The organism is Celeribacter ethanolicus (assembly GCF_002407265.1).
GTDB lineage: Bacteria > Pseudomonadota > Alphaproteobacteria > Rhodobacterales > Rhodobacteraceae > Celeribacter > Celeribacter ethanolicus.
The window spans coordinates 1,980,104-2,000,340 of record NZ_CP022196.1; the positions used below are offsets into that span (position 1 = coordinate 1,980,104).

Sequence of the window (20,237 nt, forward strand, 5' to 3'; positions counted from 1 at the left end):
CAAATGGAGATCACTTTTCGGTTGAATGGCGACCTCGTGACGGTGCGAGACACGCCCACCCGTACCCTGCTCGATTACCTGCGCGAAAATCGCGGCCTCACCGGAACCAAGGAGGGCTGCAACGAAGGCGATTGTGGCGCCTGCACCGTGATGGTGGAGGACGAAAGCGGCAAGAAGCCTCTGAACGCCTGCATCCTGTTTCTGCCGCAGCTACACGGCAAATCGGTGACCACGGTCGAGGGTCTGTCGAAAGGCGACACACTGCATCCGGTACAGAGCGCGATGATCGAAGAACATGGCAGCCAATGCGGCTTTTGCACGCCGGGCATCGTCATGTCGCTGGCCACCGCACATGCGCGCGGCGAGACCGATCACGAGGATATTCTGGCTGGCAATCTTTGCCGCTGCACCGGCTACGCCCCCATTCTGCGCGCCGCGAAAAAGGCGGAAGCCGCCCCCATTCCGGAAGAACTGGAGCACATCCCCTTCCCCGCCCCGGCGATTGTCGAACGGCCCGAAAGCTCCGACGAGCTCGCCGGTCTCTATGCGCTCCGTCCCGACGCCACCTTGATCGCGGGCGCGACCGATGTCGGGCTTTGGGTGACCAAACAGATGCGCGATCTGGATGAGGTGATTTTCCTGAACGGGGTCGAGGACCTCAAAGGCATCACCGAGACCGAGGAGGCGTTTGAGATCGGTGCGATGACCCCGATTGCCGATCTCATCGCGCTCTTCAAACCGCATTGCGCCTCGCTCTCCGAGATGTACCGCCGCTTCGCCTCCACCCAGGTGCGCGCCGCCGCGACGCTTGGCGGCAATATCGCCAACGGCTCCCCGATTGGCGACAGCCCGCCACCTCTGATCGCGGCCGGCGCGTCCCTGACGCTGCGCAAAGGCGAGGACCACCGCACCATCGCACTCGAAGACTTCTTCATCGCTTATGGCAAGCAGGACCGAGGCACGTCCGAGTTTGTTGAGCGCATCACCGTGCCGAAATCAGGCCTCAAGGACCTCAAGGTTTACAAGCTGTCGAAACGTTTCGATCAGGACATTTCCGCCGTTTGTGGCGCCTTCAACATCACGGTCACGGACGGCAAAATCGCCGCCGCCCGCATCGCTTTTGGCGGCATGGCCGGGACGCCCGCGCGCGCGAAAGAGGTGGAGGCCGCTCTGATCGGCCAGCCGTGGACCATGGACACGATCGAGGCCGCCCTGCCCGCCTTTGCCACGGCTTACACGCCGATGAGCGACATGCGCGCCTCCGCCGCCTATCGCCTCACGAGCGCGCAAAACATGCTCAAACGCTATTTCGCGGAAAGTCAGGGCCTAACCACCTCGGTTCTCTCGGTCACAGAGACAGCGAAGGAGGGCGCATAATGTCTGTTGGCTCTCCTCTTCCCCATGACGCGGCCAAACTCCATGTGACGGGTCAGGCGCGGTATATCGACGACATCCCCCTGCCCGCCGGAGCACTGCATCTGGCCTTTGGCCTCTCGACCGTGGCGCATGGTGAGATCACCGCGATGGATCTCTCCGCCGTGCGCGCCGCCCCCGGCGTGGTGCGTGTCTACACCGCCGAGGATTTCCACGGCCATGTGCCGGACTGTTCCCCCTCCCTCGGCGATGAGCCCCTGCTCACCTCCGGCGAGGTCCAGTTCATCGGCCAGCCGATCTTCCTCGTTGTCGCCACCTCGCATCTCGCGGCACGCAAAGCCGCCAAGCTTGGCAAGATCACCTACAAGGAACTCCCCGCGCTCCTCGATTATGACGCCGCCATGGAGGCCAACAGCCGGTTCGAAGACGGTCCGCGCATCTATGGCTGCGGCGACGCTGCCCGCGCCATCGCCGAGGCGCCACGTAAGATCGAAGGCACCATCGAGATCGGTGGGCAGGAACATTTCTACCTCGAAGGTCAGGCCGCCGCCGCCGTGCCGCAGGAAGGCGGCGACATGTTGGTCCATTCCTCGACCCAGCACCCGTCGGAGATTCAACACAAGGTTGCCCACGCGCTCCATATCCCGATGCATGCCGTCCGCGTCGAAACCCGCCGCATGGGTGGTGGCTTTGGCGGCAAGGAGTCCCAAGGCAACTGGCTCGCCATCGCCTGTGCCATCGCGGCGCGCGACACCGGCAAGCCCTGCAAAATGCGTTACGACCGCGACGACGATATGGTGATCACTGGCAAGCGCCACGATTTCCGCATTTCCTACACCTGCGGGTTCGACGACGAGGGCCGCATTCTCGGCATCGACTTCCTGCAACTCACCCGTGGCGGCTGGTCGATGGATCTGACGTTGCCGGTGGCCGACCGTGCGATGCTTCATGCCGACAATGCTTATTTCCTGCCGAACGCGCGGATCGAAAGCCACCGGCTCAAGATGAACACCCAATCCAACACTGCCTATCGCGGCTTTGGCGGGCCGCAGGGCGTTTTGGGCATCGAACGCGTGGTCGATCACATCGCGCACACGCTGGGCAAAGACCCCGTAGAGATCCGCCAGCTCAACTATTACGACGAGATGGTCACACCCACGGCGGGCGATGGCGTGCCAGAAGATCATGTGCTGTCGCTTGAGGGCGAACCGACCTCAGAGGGCAGCGTCGAACATGTGGACGCGCATCCGCAACACGCTGGCGGGCAACTCACGCCGCGCGGCAAGTTGACGCCCTATGGGCAAGAGGTCGAGGACTTTATCCTGCACGGCATGACCGAGGAACTTTTGAAGACCTCCGACTATGCCGCACGCAAAAAGAACATCGAAAAATGGAACTCTGAGAACCCGATCATCAAAAAAGGACTGGGGGTCTCTCCGGTCAAATTCGGCATCTCCTTCACGCTTACCCACCTCAATCAGGCAGGCGCGCTCGTTCATATCTACAACGACGGCTCGATCCATCTGAACCACGGCGGCACGGAAATGGGACAGGGCCTGTTCCAGAAGGTCGCCCAAGTCGCGGCGCAGGAGTTCGGCGTCTCGATGGATAAGGTGAAGATCACCGCAACAGACACCGCCAAAGTGCCCAATACCTCCGCCACTGCCGCCTCCTCGGGGTCCGATCTGAATGGCATGGCAGTGAAAAACGCCTGCGACCGCATTCGCACCCGTCTCGAAGTGTTCATCCTCGAACGGTTCGGGGAAAGCGATGTGACCTGGGCCAAGGGTAAAGTGCATTTCGGCGTCCACGAAATGGCCTTCGAAGACCTGATCAGCCTTGCCTATATGAACCGCGTCTCGCTCTCCGCGACCGGGTTCTACAAGACGCCGAAGATCGAATGGGATCGCATCAAGGGCAAAGGACGCCCGTTCTTCTACTTCGCCCACGGCATCGCCATCACCGAAGTGGCGCTTGATACATTGACCGGCGAAAACCGCATTCTGCGCGCCGACATCCTGCATGACGCAGGCGCCTCGCTGAACCCGGCGCTCGACAAGGGCCAGATTGAAGGCGGCTATGTGCAAGGTGCGGGCTGGCTCACCACCGAAGAACTGGTTTGGGACGCCAAGGGCATGCTCAAGACCCACGCCCCCTCGACCTATAAAATCCCCGCCTGTTCCGACGCGCCCGACGTGTTCAACGTCAATCTCTGGGACGGTCGCAACCGCGAAGAGACGATCTATCGCTCCAAAGCCGTGGGCGAGCCTCCGTTTATGCTGGGGATTTCCGCCTTCCTCGCGCTGTCGGACGCCTGTGCCGCTTGCGGTCCGAATTACCCGGCCCTCAACGCCCCCGCCACGCCGGAGGAATGCCTCGCCGCCATCGGAAGGGCAAAAGCGTGAGTTTCGACAAAGACGCCTTGAGCGCAGCCATTACGAAACATGGTCGTGTTGCCCGCGTGGTGGTGGCCGAGGTGCAGGGTTCGACCCCGCGCGAAGTTGGTGCCGCCATGCTCGTCTGGCAAACGCCGGCGGGGTTCGATCAGTCCGGCACCATTGGCGGTGGCACCTTGGAATTTGAGGCGGCGAAACACGCGTTTTCCGCGCCGCGCCTGCAACGCCTGCCCCTTGGCCCCGCGATGGGGCAATGCTGCGGCGGGGCGGTGACGCTTTTGACCGAAGTCTTTGAGAGCGCATCGGACATCCCCGAAGACATCTTTGCCCGTGGTCCCGGCGACATGCCTTTTGCGGTCAAGAAAGCCCTCGCCGAGGCCCGCGCTCAAGGCCTGCTCAAACCGAAACTCCATGGCGACTGGATGGTCGAACCGATCACCCGCGCCACGCGCCCCTTGTGGGTCTGGGGCGCGGGCCATGTCGGGCGCGCCATCGTCGCCACGCTCGCCCCGCTGCCCGATCTCGCGATCACATGGGTCGACACGGCGGCCAATCGTTTCCCCGACACGCTTCCCGGGGGCGTCACGCAACTGATCGCCGAACACCCCGAGGCCCTCATGGCCTATGCGCCCCCCGAGGCCGAGCACCTGATCCTGACCTATTCCCACGCGCTCGATCTGGAGTTATGCCACCGCGCGCTTGACCACGGCTTTGCCTTCGCCGGGCTGATCGGATCGCGCACGAAATGGGCTCGCTTCCGCAGCCGCCTGCGCGATCTCGGCCATACGGATGCCCAAATCGACCGCATTTGCTGTCCGATTGGGCAACCTGACCTCGGGAAACATCCGCAAGCCATTGCGGTCGGGGTTGCAGCCCAAGTAATCTCCGGGCGAAAGATCACGGAATCTTATGGGGAACGGACAGGGTGACGGAGCTTTTGAAAGTCGTGGGGCTGACCCGCGAATATCCCGGCGTGCGCGCCAATGACGATGTCAGTTTTTCCATTGGCACCGGCGAGGTGCATGCGCTTCTGGGTGAAAACGGCGCCGGGAAATCGACCCTCGTCAAGATGATCTACGGGCTGGAAAAACCCGATGCGGGCTTCATGAAGCTGCGCGGTGGCTCCTATGCTCCGCCCAATCCGCAGGCCGCCCGCGCCGCCGGCGTCGCCATGGTGTTTCAGCATTTCTCCTTGTTCGAGGCGCTGAACGTCGCCGAAAACGTCGCGCTCGGCATGGAAAACCCGCCGAAGATGAGCGATCTGGCCGCCTCCATCCGCGAGGTCTCGGAAAACTACGGCCTGCCTCTGGACCCCGACCGCATCGTCGGCGATCTCTCGGCGGGCGAACGTCAGCGCGTCGAGATCATCCGCTGTCTGTTGCAGGACCCGAAGCTCCTGATCATGGACGAGCCGACTTCGGTTCTCACCCCGCAGGAGGTCGAGATCCTTTTCAAGACCCTGCGCAAGCTGCAATCCGAAGGCACCTCGATCCTCTACATCTCGCACAAGCTCGAAGAGATCCGCGCGCTCTGCGACGGGGCGACGATCCTGCGGCTCGGCAAGGTCGTCGGCATTTGCGATCCGAAAGCCACCACCGCCCGCGAGATGGCGGAGATGATGGTCGGTCAGACGCTGCATGTGCCAACGCGCGAAGGCGGAGAGGCGGGCGAGGTTCTGCTCGATGTGCAGGGGCTGAATTTCGTGCCCTCGAACCCGTTCGGCACACGGCTCAAGGACGTGTCCCTTAGGCTCCGCGCGGGCGAGGTTCTCGGCATCGGCGGGGTTGCGGGCAACGGGCAGGACGAATTGCTCTCCGTCCTGTCGGGCGAGGCGAAAACCGGCAAAGGCTCCGTGATTTTCGACAAACAGGACGTCAGCCATATGGGGCCGAACGCCCGGCGCAGGATCGGTCTTCTGGCCGCCCCGGAGGAACGTCTCGGCCATGCTGCCGCCCCTAACATGAGCCTGACGGAGAACACCGCGCTCACCGCGACGATCCGCAAAAAGCTCACGAAAAGCAATTTCCTGAACTGGAAAAAGACCGAAGAATTCGCGCGCGAGATCATCGAGAAATTCGACGTCCGCACCCCCGGCCCCGGCTCTGCGGCGCGTTCGCTTTCGGGCGGCAATCTCCAGAAATTCGTCATCGGGCGTGAGGTGCTTCAGGCCCCGAAAGTCCTCGTGGTGAACCAGCCGACATGGGGCGTCGATGCCGCCGCCGCCGCCGCGATCCGGCAGGCTTTGCTCGATCTCGCGGCCCAAGGCGCGGGGCTGATCGTGATTTCGCAGGACCTCGACGAGCTGATGGAAATTTCCGACCATTTCGCCGCCCTCAACGAGGGCACGCTGACCGCGCCGCGTCCAGCCAAGGGTCTCTCCGTCGAGGAAATCGGCCTGATGATGGGCGGCGCGCACGATATGGAGATGGCCGGATGATCGCGATTGTCAAACGCCCCGAACCTTCGAAATTCTGGACCATCGCAACCCCCGTTTTCGCGGTCCTCCTGACCATGATCCTCGGGGGGCTTCTCTTCGCCGCCATGGGCAAGGACCCGGTCGCCGCGATCCGCACGATCTTCTGGGACCCGCTGTTCAACGACCAATTCGCCGCCTATTCCCGGCCCCAGCTTCTGGTCAAGGCCGGTCCGCTGATCCTGATCGCCATCGGCCTCTCATTGGGGTTCAAGGCGGGCATCTGGAACATCGGCGCCGAGGGCCAGTATATCATGGGCGCCATCGCGGGCGCCTCCGTCGGCCTCGCGCTGTACCCGCTCGACGCCTGGTGGATTTTCCCACTCATGGTGATCGCAGGCGCCATCGGCGGTTTCCTCTGGGCGATGATCCCGGCGCTGCTCAAGACCCGCTTCAACACCAACGAAATTCTCGTCTCGCTTATGCTGGTCTATGTCGCCGAACAAATCCTCGCCTCCGCCGCGCTCGGCTTCCTGCGCAATCCCGAAGGCAACGGCTTCCCCGGATCGCGCAACATGAGCCAGATCCCATGGCTGTCGAACCCGGAACTGATCCCCGGCACAGGCGCGCATTGGGGCGTAGTCGCCGCCCTAGGCGCGGTGGTCGCGGCCTATGTTCTGCTGAACAAACACATGCTCGGTTTCCAGATCCGTCTCACCGGCGAAAGCCCCCGCGCCGCGCGTTTTGCCGGCGTCAAGGACCGGCTTCTCGTCGTCTTCTGCCTCGGCACGGCGGGCGCGCTCGCCGGTCTCGCGGGCCTTTTCGAGGTCACCGGCCCCGCCGGTCAGATCTCCATCGACTTCGGCGCGGGCTATGGCTTCACCGCCATCATCGTCGCCTTCCTCGGACGCCTCAATCCGATCGGCATCCTGCTCGCAGGCCTCCTCCTGGCGCTGACCTTCATCGGCGGCGAGTTGGCGCAATTCATGCTGGGCCTGCCCTCGGCGGCGATCCAGGTGTTCCAAGGCATGTTGTTGATGATCCTTCTGGCCATGGACATCCTCGTGAACTACCGCGTGATGATCGTGAAAAAGGAGGTCTCCTGATGCCCTCCTCTCGTGTTTGGTTTGCTCTGGCCGTGTTCGGCACCGTCATCCCATGGGCGTTTTTCGGCGGCTGGTTCGCGCAAAACGGCCTTTCGCCCCTGGCTTTCGTGACCGATCTCTTCGCGAATGGAGCCGCTGGAGGCTTTTCCGCCGATGTGATGATCTCCATCGCGGCGTTCTGGCTCTGGTCCTTTTTCGACGCGCGTCGCGAAGGGGTGGCCCGGTGGTGGTTGGTCCTGCCTGCGGGCTTCAGCGTTGGCCTATCCCTTGCCCTTCCGCTTTATCTCGGCTTGCGTGAAAAGGAGAGCGCGTAATGGACTTTGGTGGCATCAACCCCGTCATCCTTCTGGCCTCTCTCATGGTCGCCTCGACCCCGATCCTCCTCGCCGCTCTAGGCGAAATGGTCACCGAGAAATCTGGCGTCCTGAACCTCGGTGTCGAGGGCATGATGATCTTCGGTGCTGTCTGCGGCTTCATCGCCGCCATCGAAACGCAATCCCCCACCATGGGTTTCATCGCCGCCGCCGTGGGCGGTGCCGCGCTCTCCATGCTCTTCGGTTTCCTGACCCAGATCTTCCTCACGACACAGGTGCCCGCCGGTCTCGCCCTCACGCTTTTGGGCACCGGGCTGGCCTCACTTCTGGGCCAGAACTACCAAGGCATGTCGCCGCCGCGCATGCCCGATCTGCACATCCCGGTACTGGAAAGCATTCCGGTGATTGGCCCCGTGATCTTCCAACATGACGCCATCGTCTATCTGTCTCTGATCATGGTCGTGGTGATCTGGGCCTTCCTGAAATTCACCCGCGCCGGTCTCATCCTGCGCGCCGTCGGTGAAAACCACGCCGCCGCCCATGCGCTTGGCTACAAGGTCAAAGCCGTGCGCTTTGCCGCCATCGGCTTTGGCGGCGCCATGGCGGGCTTGGGCGGTGCCTACATCAGCCTCGTGCGCGTGCCGCAATGGACCGACGGCATCACCGCAGGGATCGGCTGGATCGCGCTGGCCATCGTCGTCTTTGCGAGCTGGCGGGCGGGCCGTGTGCTGATCGGCGCTTACCTTTTCGGCGGCATCACCGTGCTACAACTCAACCTTCAGGCGGCGGGTGCGAAAGTTCCGGTGGAGCTTTTGTCCATGTCGCCGTTCCTTGCGACCATTCTGGTCCTTGTCGTCATTTCCGCACGGCGTCATGGTGCCACCAGTGCACCCGCGATGCTGGGTCGGATTTTCCACACCTCGTGAGCCTCACGGGGACATATTCCAACAGGGGAGAATATTCCATGAAACGTAGAACTCTGCTGACCGCAGCCGCGGCTTCCGCTCTGGCACTTGGCGCGGCCTTCCCGTCCTTCGCCGCCGATGCGGTGAAAGTCGGCTTCATCTATGTCGGTCCGAAAAACGACGGCGGCTGGTCGCAGCACCACCATGAGGCCGCGATGGTGATGGCCGAGCATTTCGGCGATGCGGTCGAGATCGTCGAACAGGAAAGCGTGCCCGAAGGCCCCGACGCCGAACGTGTGATGACCCAGATGGCCCTTTCCGGTGCCGACATCATCTTCACCACCTCCTTCGGTTACATGGATGCGACCATCAACGTCGCGGGCAAATTCCCGGACGTGAAATTCGAACACGCCACCGGCTATAAAACCGCGCCGAACGTCGGCGTCTACTCCGCCCGCTTCTACGAAGGCCGTGCGGTCGAGGGCTATCTCGCCGGTCACATGACCAAGTCGAACAAGATCGGCTACATCGGTTCCTTCCCGATCCCGGAAGTGATCCGCGGCATCAACTCCTCCTTCCTGCACGCCAAGAAAGAGAACCCGGACGTTGAAATGTCCGTCGTCTGGCTGAACACCTGGTTTGACCCGGCGAAAGAGGCCGACGCCGCACAAGCGATGATCGACCAAGGCATCGACGTCGTGCTTCAGCACACCGACTCGACCGCGCCGCAGATCACCGCGCAGAAGGCGGGCAACGTCTACACCTTCGGTCAGGCCGCCGACATGGCCGAGTTCGGCCCGATGCCGCGCATCTCGTCCATCATCGACGAATGGGCGCCCTATTACATCGAGCGCGTTCAGGCCGTGATCGACGGCACCTGGGAATCGGACAACACCTGGGCCGGCATCGGTGACGGCATGGTCGGCATTGGCGAGATTTCCTCCGCTGTGCCGGAAGACGTGAAAGCGGGCGCCGAAGCGCTGCGCGATTCCATCTCCTCGGGCGAATACCACCCGTTCACCGGCCCGATCAACAAGCAGGACGGTTCTGCCTGGCTGGCCGAAGGCGAAGTGGCCGACGACGGCACGCTTGCGGGTATGAACTTCTACATCGAAGGTCTGACCGGCGAGATCCCGCAATAAGCGCTCCCGCTCTTCGGCGCGCTGCGGATCAGGGGCCGACAAAAGTCCGACAGGTATCCGACGCAAATCCGACAGTGAAAAAAGAGGCCCGTGCATCCCGCGCGGGCCTTTTGTCATATTCGCGCAACGTCATGCCGGGTTCATCGGAATTCATATCAGAATATGTTTGACCGGGATCAAAGTCGCGCCATGCTGCATGTGCGAAAGACCGCCATCGAAGAAACGCGAACAAGGAGACCCTCATGTCCTGGGTTGAAAAGAACGAAAGCATGCGCACTGCGCTGCGGGCCCTGAACAAGGCCAATGCGAACATCCCGGCAGGCTTCGGCGCCCTGTCGAAAGCCGCGCTCGAAGGCGATGCGCTGGATCACAAGACCAAGGAATTGCTGGCCACAGCCATCGCGGTGGCCGTGCGCTGCGAACCCTGTGTCGGGTTTCACGTCGAAGCGCTGATGAAATACGGCGGCACCCGAGAAGAACTCACCGAAATGCTCGCCATGAACGTCCAGATGGGCGGCGGCCCGGTCCTGATGTATGCGGCCAAGGCCTTGGAATGCTGGGACGAATTGGCCGAGACAGGACTTCCGAAAAGCTGATCCCTTTAGGGGCAACCACATATGAAACAGGCGCGTGAGGGGGGCCCTCCGCGCCTGTTTTTCATGCCGATGTCTGTGTCTTAGCCGTTCGACACCGAACAGATCTTGCCCCCGCTGCGGGTCTTACACCCCACCTCGACCGACGGTTCGCGTTCGCCGAACAGCCAGGCGCTGAGGCGTTCGAAATAATACATTCCAAGCTCCCCGATGCTTGCATCTTCCGGCGGCCCGGCCACTTCTGCGACCTCTGCGGGCAGCTCAAGCGCCGCGCTCTCCCCCTGCGCAACCCGGTCCAGTTCGGCAAGGCTTTGCGGCGACGGGACACGCACGGTCGACGCGACCTCAGCCACATCCACCTTCTGCCCACCGCCCAGAACGCTTTGGGTCGTTGCAATGCTTTCAGCCACTGTTTGCATCGCATCGGGCGTTCCCTGCGTGAAGTGCAAAAAGGCCAGAAGAGCCACAACGATTCCGACGGAAAAGCTCATAAGCCTCAGTGTTTTCAGAAGAATTCTCACGATTACAATCCCGGCCGATAACGTATGATCGTTGCGAAAATGGCTGCGAAACCTGTCAGAAATGCGGAAAGCCTGCGGATATTCGAAGGAAAAATGGCCAAAACCGCACAAGACGGATGCGCTGGACGCCGCTCCGCGCAATTTGTAGTCTCCGCCCGAACAGAGGCTTCGGGAGGGCTGACATTGAAAATCTGCCGGACAAAACAGGACATCCGCGACACGGTCCAACGCTTTCAGGCGGCGGGCGAGTCGGTCGCTCTGGTGCCGACCATGGGCTATCTGCACGAGGGTCACATGACGCTGGTGCGCAGCGCCAAGGCCAATGCCGTGCGTGTCATTGTGTCGATCTTCGTCAACCCGACGCAATTCGGCGAGGCCGCCGATCTCGCCGCCTACCCGCGCGATGAAGCGCGTGATTTCAAGATGTTGGAGACCGAGGGCGTCGATGCCGTATTCTGCCCCGCCGTCGAAGAGATGTATCATCCCCTGAAACAAACCACCGTGCTGACGGAAGACCTGGACAAGGTCCTGATGGGCGCGCTGCGTCCCGGCCATTTCAAGGGCGTCTGCACCGTGGTGACCAAGCTGTTCAACATCACCGGCGCCGACAAGGCGTTTTTCGGTGAAAAAGATTACCAGCAACTTCAGGTCATCAAGACGATGGTCCGCGATCTCGACATGCCGATCGAAATCATCGGCGTGCCGACCGTGCGCGATGTCGACGGGCTTGCCATGTCCTCGCGCAATGTGCGCCTGACACCGGAGGACCGGCAAGCGGCATTGATCCTGAACAAGGCGCTGGCCTTCGCCGATTACGAGGTCTCCGATGGCCGTACCGGGCCGGATCTCGAACAGGAAATCCGCGATTTCATCGCCCGCGAACCGCGCGCCAAACTGGAAAGCGTCGATGTGCGCGATGCCGAAACGCTGGCCGAGGTGCCGAGCACCATCACCCGCCCCGTGGTGATCCTTCTGGCCGCGCGTTTCGGCGATGTGCTATTGATCGACCAAAGGGTCGCGAACCCTGCGTGAGGAGGAAACGCCATGTCATCACAAACCGAAACCATCCGCCGGGTCACCGTACCGCAAATCCGGGCGCGCAAAGGGGGCGATCCCATCGTGTCGCTGACGGCCTATCATGCGCACACCGCCGCAATCGCTGAAAAATACTGCGATTTCCTGCTGGTGGGCGACAGCCTCGGCATGGTGATGCACGGCATGGAGAGCACCGTCGGCGTGTCTCTAGAGTTGATGATCATGCACGGCAAAGCAGTGGTGCGCGGCACCAAACGCGCGCTCGTGGTCGTGGATATGCCCTTTGGCTCCTATGAGGAAAGCCCGTCGCAAGCCTTCCGCAACGCCGCGAAGATCATGAAGGAAACTCAGTGTCAGGCCGTCAAACTCGAAGGCGGCGCGCGCATGGCGGAAACGATCAAATTCCTCTCCGAGCGCGGCATTCCGGTGATGGCCCATATCGGCCTGACGCCGCAATCGACCAACATCATGGGCGGGTTCAAGACCCAGGGCCGCGATGAGGACGACTGGCAATTCCACATCGACGACGCAATTGCCGTTTCTGAAGCCGGTGCCTTTGCCATCGTGGTCGAAGGCGTTGTCGAGCCTCTGGCCGATAAGATCACCAAAGCCGTCACCGTGCCGACCATTGGCATTGGAGCGTCGAAAACCTGCGATGGACAGATCTTGGTGATGGAAGATATGCTGGGCCTGAACGATTGGGTGCCGAAATTCGTCAAGAAATTCGGTGCAGTCGGCGCGGCCATCGAAGACGCCATCGCGTCTTATGCCGAAGACGTCAAATCGCGTGCTTTCCCGACGCAGGACAATGTCTACGGTTCTAAGAAATAAGAGTGAGCGCCCTTCGGGGCGCTTTTTGAGTATTTGGACTGCAATGAAAACCCGTTAGCCGCGCGTTAAGGTTAATGCGTCACAACATGTTTACGGTACAGGTTGGAGAGCCGATGACCGTCTGCGATGAAGACGCCCCGGCCCGTGGGCCGAAACCCTTCCGGTGACGCCACCGCGCTATGAACCGGCGGTCGGGGCGCACCTCTTCATTGCAGGTAAAATACTCATCCAACGCCTCTCTGCGCGCCACCGCACAAAAACCGTTCGCGCAAAGCCGTTTACGCACATACAGAAATGACCACATGATGAGGCAACAGCAGATACAGGAGTCTCACCATGACATTCCGTCCCGTCAAAGCGACCTCTGAAGGTCAGTTCACAATCGAAGGTGCAGGCGTCAATCTCTACCGCGCCTTCGGGTTTCATAAACCACGCGAATTCGATCCGTTCCTCTTGTTCGACGATTTTCGCAACGACGATCCCAAGAAATTCGAAAAAGGCTTCCCTTGGCACCCGCATCGCGGCATCGAGACGATCACCTATGTCTTGGATGGCGAGGTGGAGCATGGCGACAGCCTTGGCAACAAGGGGGTACTGGGCAAAGGCTCCGTGCAATGGATGACGGCGGGCTCCGGCATCATGCATCAGGAAATGCCACGCGGGAATGCCGCAGGCCAGATGCACGGATTTCAGCTTTGGGCCAACCTGCCCTCCTCGCTCAAGATGACCGCGCCGCGCTATCAGGACATCCAGGGCAGCGACATCCCCGAGATCATCGACGACGACGGCACCAAGGTGAAGATCGTCACGGGATCGTTCTGGGGCAAGCGCGGGCCGGTCGATGGCATCGCCGCCGATCCGCTTTACCTCGATGTGTCTGTGCCGCCGAACACGCGAAAAGTGCTGCCTGTCGACACCTATGCCAACACTTTCGCCTATATCTTTGCGGGCAGTGCGTCCTTCCGCGATGCCTCAACGCCCTACGGCGTGCGGGTCGAGAAAGAAGTGAATGGCGAAGAGGTCAACATCCGCGATATGTCGGGCAACCGGACGCTGGTGAATTTCGACACCGGCAATGAGATCGTGGTGAACAGCGGCCCGGACGGCGTGCGGTTCCTGTTGATTTCCGGCCAGCCGATCAAGGAGCCGGTGGCCTGGCACGGTCCGATCGTGATGAACACGCGTGAGGAGTTGATGCAGGCGTTCAATGAGTTGAACAACGGCACGTTCATCAAGGATCAGCGCGATCATTGACAGCAAAACGCGCCCGGGACCCCGGGCGCGTTTCATATAATCTGATCACGAAATCAGAGCTTGTCGATAAAATCGTTCACTGCCTTACGGGCTTCTTCCTTTGTCTTGCCGTAGCGTTGCTGAATCTTGCCTTCGAGTTGCTCGCGGTTGCCCTCGGCCTCCGCCAGATCGTCGTCGGTCAATTCGCCCCATTCCTCACGAACGCGGCCTTTCATCTCTTTCCATTTGCCTTGAACCTGATCCCAATTCATAGGGAGCCTCCTTTCTGTGGCATTTCGTATCTGGAAACAAAACGCCCGCCCCCCATATCTGGTTCCAGAAAGATCAGGCCACCGCCACCCGTTCCTTCCAGCTCGACACATCGAAACGCACCTCATCCGGTGTCTTGCCGTAAGTAGCCGCAATCTCGCGTTCGAGGCGATCCCGATCCCCCGCGATCTCGTCGAGTTGTGCGTCGCTGAGCGCCCCCCATTCCTGTTTGGCCTTGGATTTGAAACGGAACCATTTGTCTTCGATGCTGGACCAGCGCATGATCTGTCCTTCCCGGTTTCACTGCATTTGTCTTCAGACCGTCAACGCAGCTTGGCCCGAAATGGTTGCGAGCCGGTGAAACCCGGGCGCTTTACAACATCTCAGGCACGACCATGTCGGGCGGGCGCACGCCATTGCGGAAATTGCAGATGTTGAGCATCACGCGCTCGCCCATCTCGATCCTCCCTTCTACGGTCGCGGACCCCATATGCGGCAAAAGCACCACGTTCGGCAGCGCCCGAAGGCGTGGGTTGATCTGATGTCCGTGCTCGAACACATCGAGCCCCGCGCCCCCGATCTCGCCCGCTCTGAGCCCCCTCGTCAGGGCGTTTTCGTCGATCACCTCGCCGCGCGAGGTGTTGACGATCACCGCCGTAGGTTTCATCAGTTTGAGCCGCCGGGCATTGATCAGATGATAGGTCGCGGGCGTGTGCGGGCTGTTGATCGAGAGAATGTCGATGCGCGACAGCATCTGATCCAAACTGTCCCACCAGGTCGCCTCAAGCGCCGCTTCGGTCTCCGGGCGCAGACGATGACGGTTGTGGTAATGCACCGACAGCCCAAAGGCCTTGGCGCGGCGCGCCACCGCCTGACCGACCCGCCCCATGCCGAGAATGCCGAGGCGCTTACCGCCAAGACGCTGGCCGAGAAAGGCCGTCGGTGCCCAGCCCTGCCAATCGCCGGATTGCATCACTGCGAGGCCTTCGGGGATGCGCCGGGTGACCGAGAGGATCAGCGCCATCACCATATCCGCCGTATCCTCCGTCACCACATCGGGGGTGTTCGACACCATGATGCCGCGCGCCTGGGCTGCTGCCACGTCGATATGGTCGAGCCCCGCACCGTAATTGGCGATGAGCCTCAACCCCGGCCCGGCCTGCGCCAGCATCCCGGCGTCGATCCGGTCGGTGACACAGGGCACCAGCACATCCGCACGTCCCATGGCCGCGACCAGCGCATCGCGGTCGAGCTTGCGGTCCTCGTGGTTCAGTTCCACATCGAACAGCTCCGTCATCCGGGTTTCGACCGCCTCCGGCAAAGCCCGCGTGACGGCGACCCTGAGACGCTTTTGGGTCGAACCGTTCCCGTTCGTGACATTCCCCATATCGGTCCCCATGACTGCGGCCTCCCTTTCTTTTTCCACCCCATAGTGGCAAACTCGATTGCATCCCGGCAAGGCGTAAAGGATAAGATCGGGCAAGACAGGCTTACCGCGCACGTCTCATGCGGAGCCGTCGGATAACAGGCAAATCGGGTAGGCGGCAGATCGGGTTGGCAATGGTGAACAGTGGTCGATTTCATGCGGGACGCGCCCTGATCCGGGTGGCGCTGCTCTGTCTTCTGGTGCTGAGCCCGTTTGCGGGACAGGCGGACAGTCCAACCCGCGGCCCCGTGACCAACCTGCCACTGCCGCGTTTCGTCTCGCTCAAAAGCGACAAGGCCAATGCCCGGCGCGGACCGTCGCTGTCGCACCGGATCGACTGGGTCTTTGTCCACCGCGGCTATCCGCTTGAGGTCATTGCCGAATACGGTCACTGGCGGCGGGTGCGGGACATCGAGGGCGCGACAGGATGGCTGCATTATTCCCTGATTTCCGGGGTACGCACGGCGCTTGTGACGGAGGACAGCATCGACCTGTTTTCCCGCCCCGATCCAACCTCCCGCTTGGCGGCGCAGGCGGAGAAAAACGTCATCCTGCGCCTTCTCGAATGTGATGTCTCATGGTGCAAGGTCTCTGCCGACGGGCAGAAAGGCTGGGCGTTGAAATCCGGACTCTGGGGGGTACGTCCGGATGAAATTCTGGAGTAACTCCGATGGAGCCGATCAAGTCCCCTCTCGCCGCCCGCAACATTCCCGCCGGGCTCAAATCCTGTGTCATCCACGGCTATGGCAGTTGGCATGAGGCCATCGCGCAGGGGCGGCACGATTTTTTCACGCGCCTGACCCCGATGCTCAAGGGCAAGGGGCTCACGACCTATCTCGTCGAGGGCAACACACGAACCTCGCGCGCACTCCTCGAAACCGATCATTTCCACATCATCGTCGGCGGGCCTGCGATGTACGGGCCGACGATCCTGCACGCCTACCCCTCCTATCTCTGGGGCTTCTGGTATTTCGACGAGCTGGGCCATGGCAAGGACAGTTCGCTGCGGTTCGCGCATTATTGCCCCGATCCGGAGCGGCGCGAGGCGGCGGAATATTTCTTCAACGGTGTCACCGGCTACATGCTCCGCGAGAATGTCTCCAAGCTGCGCCAGGAGCCGCGGATGGATGCGCCGCTGCGCCCGGCCACCGCAACGATCCTGTGCCAGCCGCGCGAAACGCAGGTGCCCGGCTCGGCCTATCTGACCACCGAACAGATGATCGCCACGGCGGCGACATTCGACCGGGACGCGTTGGTTTACGTCAAACTCCACCCGCATCAGAGCAAGCAGGGCCGGCGGCAGATCCTCGAGTTTTGCGAAAACCATCCGAATGTGAAACTCTCCGACGCCTCGCTGCACGATCTGATCGAAGCCGCGCGCGTCGTGATCACCCAGAACTCATCGGCGGGGTTCGAAGCGCTGATGCAGAAGAAGCCGGTGATCACCTGTGGCAAAAGCGATTACTGGCACGCGACGCTCACGCCGCGAAACGTCGCAGATCTCAAGGCGGCGATCGAGTTCGGTCCCGAGACCATGGGGGATTTCGACTATGAGGGCTACTTCCACTGGTTCCTCGAACGCCACTGCCTGGAACCCGTCAAGGACAATTTTGCGACCCGGGCCTGGGCGCGGATTCGTGACAAGCTCATGCTGGACTAAGCCCGCAATCCGGGGCATGACGGACCCATGCAGGACAAACATCTGAATCTCTCGGCAGGGATCGCCTCTGTCAGTGTCGCGACCGTTCTGGTAATCGCGAAAATCTGGGCGCTGAGCGCGACCGGTTCCATGTCGATCGCCGCCTCGCTGGCGGACAGTGCGATGGACCTTCTGGTGGCCTCGGGCGGGTTGCTGGCGATCTGGTACGCCTCACGGCCGCCCGACGAGGACCATACCTTCGGGCATACCTCTGCCGAGGATCTCGCGGCATTGGGCCAGTCGATCTTCATCTTTGTCTCCGGCGCGGTGATCGCCGTCACCTCGGTGCGCCGGATGCTCTCGCCCACGCCCCCCGAAATGACCTCCGAAGCGATCGGCGTTGGCGTGATGATCCTCTCGATTGTCCTCACCATTGCTCTGGTGCTCTGGCAGAAACACGTGGCACGCCGGACCCAATCGAAAGTGGTGTCCGCCGACAGCCTGCACTATCTGGGCGATCTCGTGCCCAATATCGGCGCGATTGCCGCGCTGCTGGCCTCCTCCGCCTTTGGCTTCGACCGGCTCGACAGCGTGGTCGCGCTCGGGGCGGCGGCAATTTTGCTGGTCGGCGCGCTCAACATCGGCAAAAGCGCCTGGGACGCTCTGATGGACCGGGCCGCGCCGCAAGACATGGTCGACGAGATCGGCGACATGGCAAAGCACTTCCCCGGCATCTATGCCTATCACGACCTGAAAACCCGCATGGCCGGGTCGAAACCTTTCGTCAACATCCATATCGAGGTCAATGGCGACCAGACCCTGCGCGAGGCGCATGCAATCTCGGCCGGGCTGAAACGCGCGATCCTCGAGGCCTATCCCAATGCCGAAGTGATCATTCACAAGGACGTCGCGGGCGAGGCGGATTGACCGCCTCGCTTTTGAGTATTTAGGCCATCAGAAAAGCCTTATTCGGCGACCAGAAGTCCCCGCCCCTTGAGCAGCGCCTCAACGCCCGGCATCCGGCCCCGGAAGGCTTTGTAAAGCGCTTCGGCATCTTGGGAGCCGCCTTTGGACAAGATGTTCTCTTCAAGGCTTTTCGCCATGGCGGGATCGAAGGGCGAGGTTTCCTCGAAAGCCTCGAACGCATCCGCGTCCATCACTTCCGACCACATGTAGCTGTAATAGCCCGAACTGTAACCGTCGCCGGAAAAGACATGGGCGAAATGCGGCGTGGCGTGGCGCATCGTGATGGCGTGCGGCAGTCCGATGCGCTTGAGCGTCTCCGCCTGCGCTGCCATCGGGTCTTTCGGTGCGGGGCCGTCATGGAAATCCAGATCGACCAGCGCCGAGGCCACATATTCCACGGTCGCGAACCCCTGATCGTAGGTCTGCGCGGCCAAAAGACGCTCCAACATATCGCGTGGCATCGGTTCGCCAGTCTTCGCATGGGTTGCGAATTCTTCGAGCACCTCAGGCACTTCGAGCCAATGTTCGTATAGCTGCGACGGCAACTCGACGAAATCGCGCGCCACCGAGGTGCCGGAAATCGACTCGTAGGTCACGTCAGACAACATCTGATGCAGCGCATGGCCGAACTCATGGAACAGGGTGCGTGCATCGTCATAGGACAACAGAGCCGGCTCGCCTTTTGGCGGTTTGGCAAAATTGCACACATTGAGGACGATGGGTCGAATGTCGCCCATGAGTTTCTGCTGGCTGCGCATCGCGGTACACCACGCGCCTGACCGCTTCGAGCCGCGCGCAAAATAATCGCCGATGAACACGGCGATATGTTTGCCGTTCCGCGTCACGTTCCAGGCCCGCGCATCCGGGTGATATGTCGTCACATCGAGCGGTTCGAATTCCAGCCCGAACAGACGATTGGCGCAGGTGAAGGCCGCCTCGATCATGCGTTCGAGTTGCAGATAGGGCTTGAGCTCCGCCTCATCGAGATCGTGCTCCGCCTTGCGCCGGATCGCGGAATAATAGCGCCAGTCCCAAGGTTCCAGATCGCCGTTGATGCCATCCTCGGCCATCATCCCCGACAGGATCGCAGCGTCCCGTTCGGCAGCCTCTTTCGCCGGCGCCCAGACCCGCATCAGCAGATCGCGCACATGCTCGGGCGTTTTGGCCATTTCGGTTTCGAGCTTGTAGGCTGCAAAGCTCTCATAGCCGAGCAATTTGGCGCGCTCTTCACGCAGCTCCAAAATCTCTTTCGCGATTTCGCGGTTGTCATTGGCATTGCCATTTTCGCCCCGCGCGGCCCAGGCCCGGAAAGCCTTTTCGCGCAGATCGCGACGCGGCGAGAATTGCAGGAAAGGCGTGATCAATGACCGGGACAGCGTTACCACCGGCCCTTTCGCCCCCTTCTCCTCCCCCGCCGAATGCGCCGCATCGACAACGAACTGCGGCAGACCTTCGAGATCGGCCTCCTCCAGCTCCATGAACCATTCCCGCTCATCGGCCAGAAGGTTTTGCGTAAACTGCGTCCCGAGGCTGGCCAGACGCGATTTGATCGCCGCCATCCGGTCTTTTTCTGCGCCTTCGAGTTTCGCGCCGGAGCGCACGAATGAGCGGCGGGTCAGCATCAGCACGCGCTGTTGTTCGTCCGTCAGATCAAGGGATTCGCGGTCCTGCCACAGCGTCTCGATCCGGTTGAACAGCGCCGCGTTGGCGGTGATCTCGGAACTGTAGGCGGACAAAAGCGGCGACAGGTCGCGCATCAACCCATCGCGCACATCGTTGGTGTCCGCGCCCGCCATGCCGTAAAACGCCCCCAGAACTTTCGACAGGGTCGCATCGGCTTTTTCAAGCGCCTCGATCGTATTGGCGAAGGTCGGAGCCTCGGGGTTTTCCGCAATCGCCTTGACCGCCGAAAACCCCTCGGCAAGCGCGGCATCGACGGCGGGTTTGACATCCGCATCGGTCAGATCGGCGAAGGGCGGCAGATTGAAGGGCGTGTTCCACTCGGACAGGTAAGCGTTGGTCATGCGTGTCTCCTTTGGCGACAAAGCTATGCCTCGCGCGCGGTAAGGAAAA

At 61.5% G+C, this 20,237-nt stretch carries 20 protein-coding genes; 15 read left to right on the forward strand and 5 right to left on the reverse strand.

All coding sequences use genetic code 11. From position 1 onward, the window contains the following. Positions 1–3: 3 nt before the first annotated feature. The 9 genes from xdhA (at position 4) to CEW89_RS09810 (ending at position 10,246) form a co-directional block, all read left to right on the forward strand. Positions 4–1,377: a xanthine dehydrogenase small subunit gene (xdhA, locus tag CEW89_RS09770; RefSeq protein ID WP_096805779.1), complete on the forward strand. Its 1,374-nt coding sequence runs from the start codon at positions 4–6 to the stop codon at positions 1,375–1,377. After that, the gene (gene xdhB / locus CEW89_RS09775) at positions 1,377–3,779 is read left to right on the forward strand and encodes a xanthine dehydrogenase molybdopterin binding subunit (protein ID WP_096805780.1); all 2,403 of its coding nucleotides are present in this window, start codon (positions 1,377–1,379) and stop codon (positions 3,777–3,779) included. The genes xdhA and xdhB overlap by 1 nt, the downstream gene beginning before the upstream one ends. Beyond that, positions 3,776–4,699, forward strand: coding sequence for a xanthine dehydrogenase accessory protein XdhC (gene xdhC, locus CEW89_RS09780; protein WP_096807191.1), 924 nt, complete (start codon positions 3,776–3,778; stop codon positions 4,697–4,699). Before xdhB ends, xdhC begins: the two co-directional genes overlap by 4 nt. Continuing rightward, positions 4,696–6,207, forward strand: coding sequence for an ABC transporter ATP-binding protein (locus tag CEW89_RS09785; RefSeq protein WP_096805781.1), 1,512 nt, complete (start codon positions 4,696–4,698; stop codon positions 6,205–6,207). The genes xdhC and CEW89_RS09785 overlap by 4 nt, the downstream gene beginning before the upstream one ends. Further along, the gene (locus CEW89_RS09790) at positions 6,204–7,289 is read left to right on the forward strand and encodes an ABC transporter permease (protein ID WP_096805782.1); all 1,086 of its coding nucleotides are present in this window, start codon (positions 6,204–6,206) and stop codon (positions 7,287–7,289) included. The genes CEW89_RS09785 and CEW89_RS09790 overlap by 4 nt, the downstream gene beginning before the upstream one ends. After that, a complete protein-coding gene (locus tag CEW89_RS09795) occupies positions 7,289–7,603 on the forward strand; it encodes a DUF2834 domain-containing protein (protein ID WP_096805783.1) in 315 nt (104 codons plus the stop codon). The genes CEW89_RS09790 and CEW89_RS09795 overlap by 1 nt, the downstream gene beginning before the upstream one ends. Further along, the gene (locus CEW89_RS09800) at positions 7,603–8,529 is read left to right on the forward strand and encodes an ABC transporter permease (protein WP_096805784.1); all 927 of its coding nucleotides are present in this window, start codon (positions 7,603–7,605) and stop codon (positions 8,527–8,529) included. The genes CEW89_RS09795 and CEW89_RS09800 overlap by 1 nt, the downstream gene beginning before the upstream one ends. 38 nt (positions 8,530–8,567) lie before the next feature. Continuing rightward, positions 8,568–9,650: a BMP family ABC transporter substrate-binding protein gene (locus tag CEW89_RS09805; RefSeq protein ID WP_096805785.1), complete on the forward strand. Its 1,083-nt coding sequence runs from the start codon at positions 8,568–8,570 to the stop codon at positions 9,648–9,650. A gap of 242 nt (positions 9,651–9,892) precedes the next feature. Beyond that, positions 9,893–10,246 (forward strand): carboxymuconolactone decarboxylase family protein, encoded by a 354-nt coding sequence (locus CEW89_RS09810; protein WP_096805786.1) that lies wholly within the window; start codon positions 9,893–9,895, stop codon positions 10,244–10,246. An 80-nt stretch (positions 10,247–10,326) separates the two neighbouring features. On the opposite strand, the gene CEW89_RS09815 is transcribed toward CEW89_RS09810, so the two are convergent. After that, entirely contained in the window at positions 10,327–10,734 is a 408-nt protein-coding gene (locus CEW89_RS09815) for a hypothetical protein (RefSeq protein WP_096805787.1), read from the reverse strand. A 213-nt stretch (positions 10,735–10,947) separates the two neighbouring features. Here CEW89_RS09815 and panC point away from each other — a divergent pair, with 213 nt between their 5' ends. The 3 genes from panC (at position 10,948) to CEW89_RS09830 (ending at position 13,884) form a co-directional block, all read left to right on the forward strand. Further along, positions 10,948–11,796, forward strand: a complete 849-nt coding sequence (gene panC / locus CEW89_RS09820; protein ID WP_096807192.1) for a pantoate--beta-alanine ligase — start codon at positions 10,948–10,950, stop codon at positions 11,794–11,796. 12 nt (positions 11,797–11,808) lie between these two features. Beyond that, a complete protein-coding gene (gene panB, locus CEW89_RS09825) occupies positions 11,809–12,630 on the forward strand; it encodes a 3-methyl-2-oxobutanoate hydroxymethyltransferase (protein ID WP_066711037.1) in 822 nt (273 codons plus the stop codon). Between the two features lie 336 nt (positions 12,631–12,966). Beyond that, positions 12,967–13,884: a pirin family protein gene (locus CEW89_RS09830; RefSeq protein WP_096805788.1), complete on the forward strand. Its 918-nt coding sequence runs from the start codon at positions 12,967–12,969 to the stop codon at positions 13,882–13,884. 53 nt (positions 13,885–13,937) lie between these two features. Here the strand turns inward: CEW89_RS09830 and CEW89_RS09835 are convergent, their stop codons facing one another. From CEW89_RS09835 to CEW89_RS09845, 3 genes are all read right to left on the reverse strand, one after another. Next, a complete protein-coding gene (locus CEW89_RS09835; protein ID WP_096805789.1) occupies positions 13,938–14,135 on the reverse strand; it encodes a CsbD family protein in 198 nt (65 codons plus the stop codon). A gap of 73 nt (positions 14,136–14,208) precedes the next feature. After that, positions 14,209–14,415 (reverse strand): CsbD family protein, encoded by a 207-nt coding sequence (locus CEW89_RS09840; RefSeq protein ID WP_096805790.1) that lies wholly within the window; start codon positions 14,413–14,415, stop codon positions 14,209–14,211. 91 nt (positions 14,416–14,506) lie between these two features. After that, a complete protein-coding gene (locus CEW89_RS09845) occupies positions 14,507–15,532 on the reverse strand; it encodes a 2-hydroxyacid dehydrogenase (protein ID WP_280522635.1) in 1,026 nt (341 codons plus the stop codon). 161 nt (positions 15,533–15,693) lie between these two features. Here CEW89_RS09845 and CEW89_RS09850 point away from each other — a divergent pair, with 161 nt between their 5' ends. The 3 genes from CEW89_RS09850 to CEW89_RS09860 are packed head-to-tail and all read left to right on the forward strand — an operon-like array spanning position 15,694 to position 18,125. Continuing rightward, positions 15,694–16,224 carry an SH3 domain-containing protein gene (locus CEW89_RS09850; protein ID WP_096805791.1) on the forward strand — a complete coding sequence of 177 codons (531 nt, stop codon included), beginning with the start codon at positions 15,694–15,696 and terminating at the stop codon, positions 16,222–16,224. Between the two features lie 5 nt (positions 16,225–16,229). Continuing rightward, on the forward strand, positions 16,230–17,219 hold the full coding sequence (locus CEW89_RS09855; protein ID WP_096805792.1) for a capsular polysaccharide export protein, LipB/KpsS family: 990 nt from the start codon (positions 16,230–16,232) through the stop codon (positions 17,217–17,219). A 27-nt stretch (positions 17,220–17,246) separates the two neighbouring features. Next, the gene (locus CEW89_RS09860) at positions 17,247–18,125 is read left to right on the forward strand and encodes a cation diffusion facilitator family transporter (RefSeq protein WP_066711025.1); all 879 of its coding nucleotides are present in this window, start codon (positions 17,247–17,249) and stop codon (positions 18,123–18,125) included. 38 nt (positions 18,126–18,163) lie between these two features. Here CEW89_RS09860 and CEW89_RS09865 read toward each other — a convergent pair whose 3' ends face one another. After that, positions 18,164–20,188, reverse strand: coding sequence for a M3 family metallopeptidase (locus CEW89_RS09865; RefSeq protein WP_096805793.1), 2,025 nt, complete (start codon positions 20,186–20,188; stop codon positions 18,164–18,166). Positions 20,189–20,237: the final 49 nt, after the last annotated feature.

Bases quoted from the DNA above. Each gene is read 5' to 3' on its own strand.
- panB (WP_066711037.1), top strand. From the start codon at position 11,809: ATGTCATCACAAACCGAAACCATCCGCCGGGTCACCGTACCGCAAATC.
- CEW89_RS09800 (WP_096805784.1), top strand. From the start codon at position 7,603: ATGGACTTTGGTGGCATCAACCCCGTCATCCTTCTGGCCTCTCTCATG.
- xdhA (WP_096805779.1), top strand. From the start codon at position 4: ATGGAGATCACTTTTCGGTTGAATGGCGACCTCGTGACGGTGCGAGAC.
- CEW89_RS09835 (WP_096805789.1), bottom strand. From the start codon at position 14,135: ATGAATTGGGATCAGGTTCAAGGCAAATGGAAAGAGATGAAAGGCCGC.
- CEW89_RS09815 (WP_096805787.1), bottom strand. From the start codon at position 10,734: ATGAGCTTTTCCGTCGGAATCGTTGTGGCTCTTCTGGCCTTTTTGCAC.
- CEW89_RS09810 (WP_096805786.1), top strand. From the start codon at position 9,893: ATGTCCTGGGTTGAAAAGAACGAAAGCATGCGCACTGCGCTGCGGGCC.
- CEW89_RS09845 (WP_280522635.1), bottom strand. From the start codon at position 15,532: ATGGGGACCGATATGGGGAATGTCACGAACGGGAACGGTTCGACCCAA.
- CEW89_RS09805 (WP_096805785.1), top strand. From the start codon at position 8,568: ATGAAACGTAGAACTCTGCTGACCGCAGCCGCGGCTTCCGCTCTGGCA.
- CEW89_RS09855 (WP_096805792.1), top strand. From the start codon at position 16,230: ATGGAGCCGATCAAGTCCCCTCTCGCCGCCCGCAACATTCCCGCCGGG.
- CEW89_RS09860 (WP_066711025.1), top strand. From the start codon at position 17,247: ATGCAGGACAAACATCTGAATCTCTCGGCAGGGATCGCCTCTGTCAGT.
- CEW89_RS09850 (WP_096805791.1), top strand. From the start codon at position 15,694: ATGGTGAACAGTGGTCGATTTCATGCGGGACGCGCCCTGATCCGGGTG.
- CEW89_RS09795 (WP_096805783.1), top strand. From the start codon at position 7,289: ATGCCCTCCTCTCGTGTTTGGTTTGCTCTGGCCGTGTTCGGCACCGTC.
- xdhB (WP_096805780.1), top strand. From the start codon at position 1,377: ATGTCTGTTGGCTCTCCTCTTCCCCATGACGCGGCCAAACTCCATGTG.
- CEW89_RS09830 (WP_096805788.1), top strand. From the start codon at position 12,967: ATGACATTCCGTCCCGTCAAAGCGACCTCTGAAGGTCAGTTCACAATC.
- CEW89_RS09790 (WP_096805782.1), top strand. From the start codon at position 6,204: ATGATCGCGATTGTCAAACGCCCCGAACCTTCGAAATTCTGGACCATC.
- CEW89_RS09865 (WP_096805793.1), bottom strand. From the start codon at position 20,188: ATGACCAACGCTTACCTGTCCGAGTGGAACACGCCCTTCAATCTGCCG.
- CEW89_RS09840 (WP_096805790.1), bottom strand. From the start codon at position 14,415: ATGCGCTGGTCCAGCATCGAAGACAAATGGTTCCGTTTCAAATCCAAG.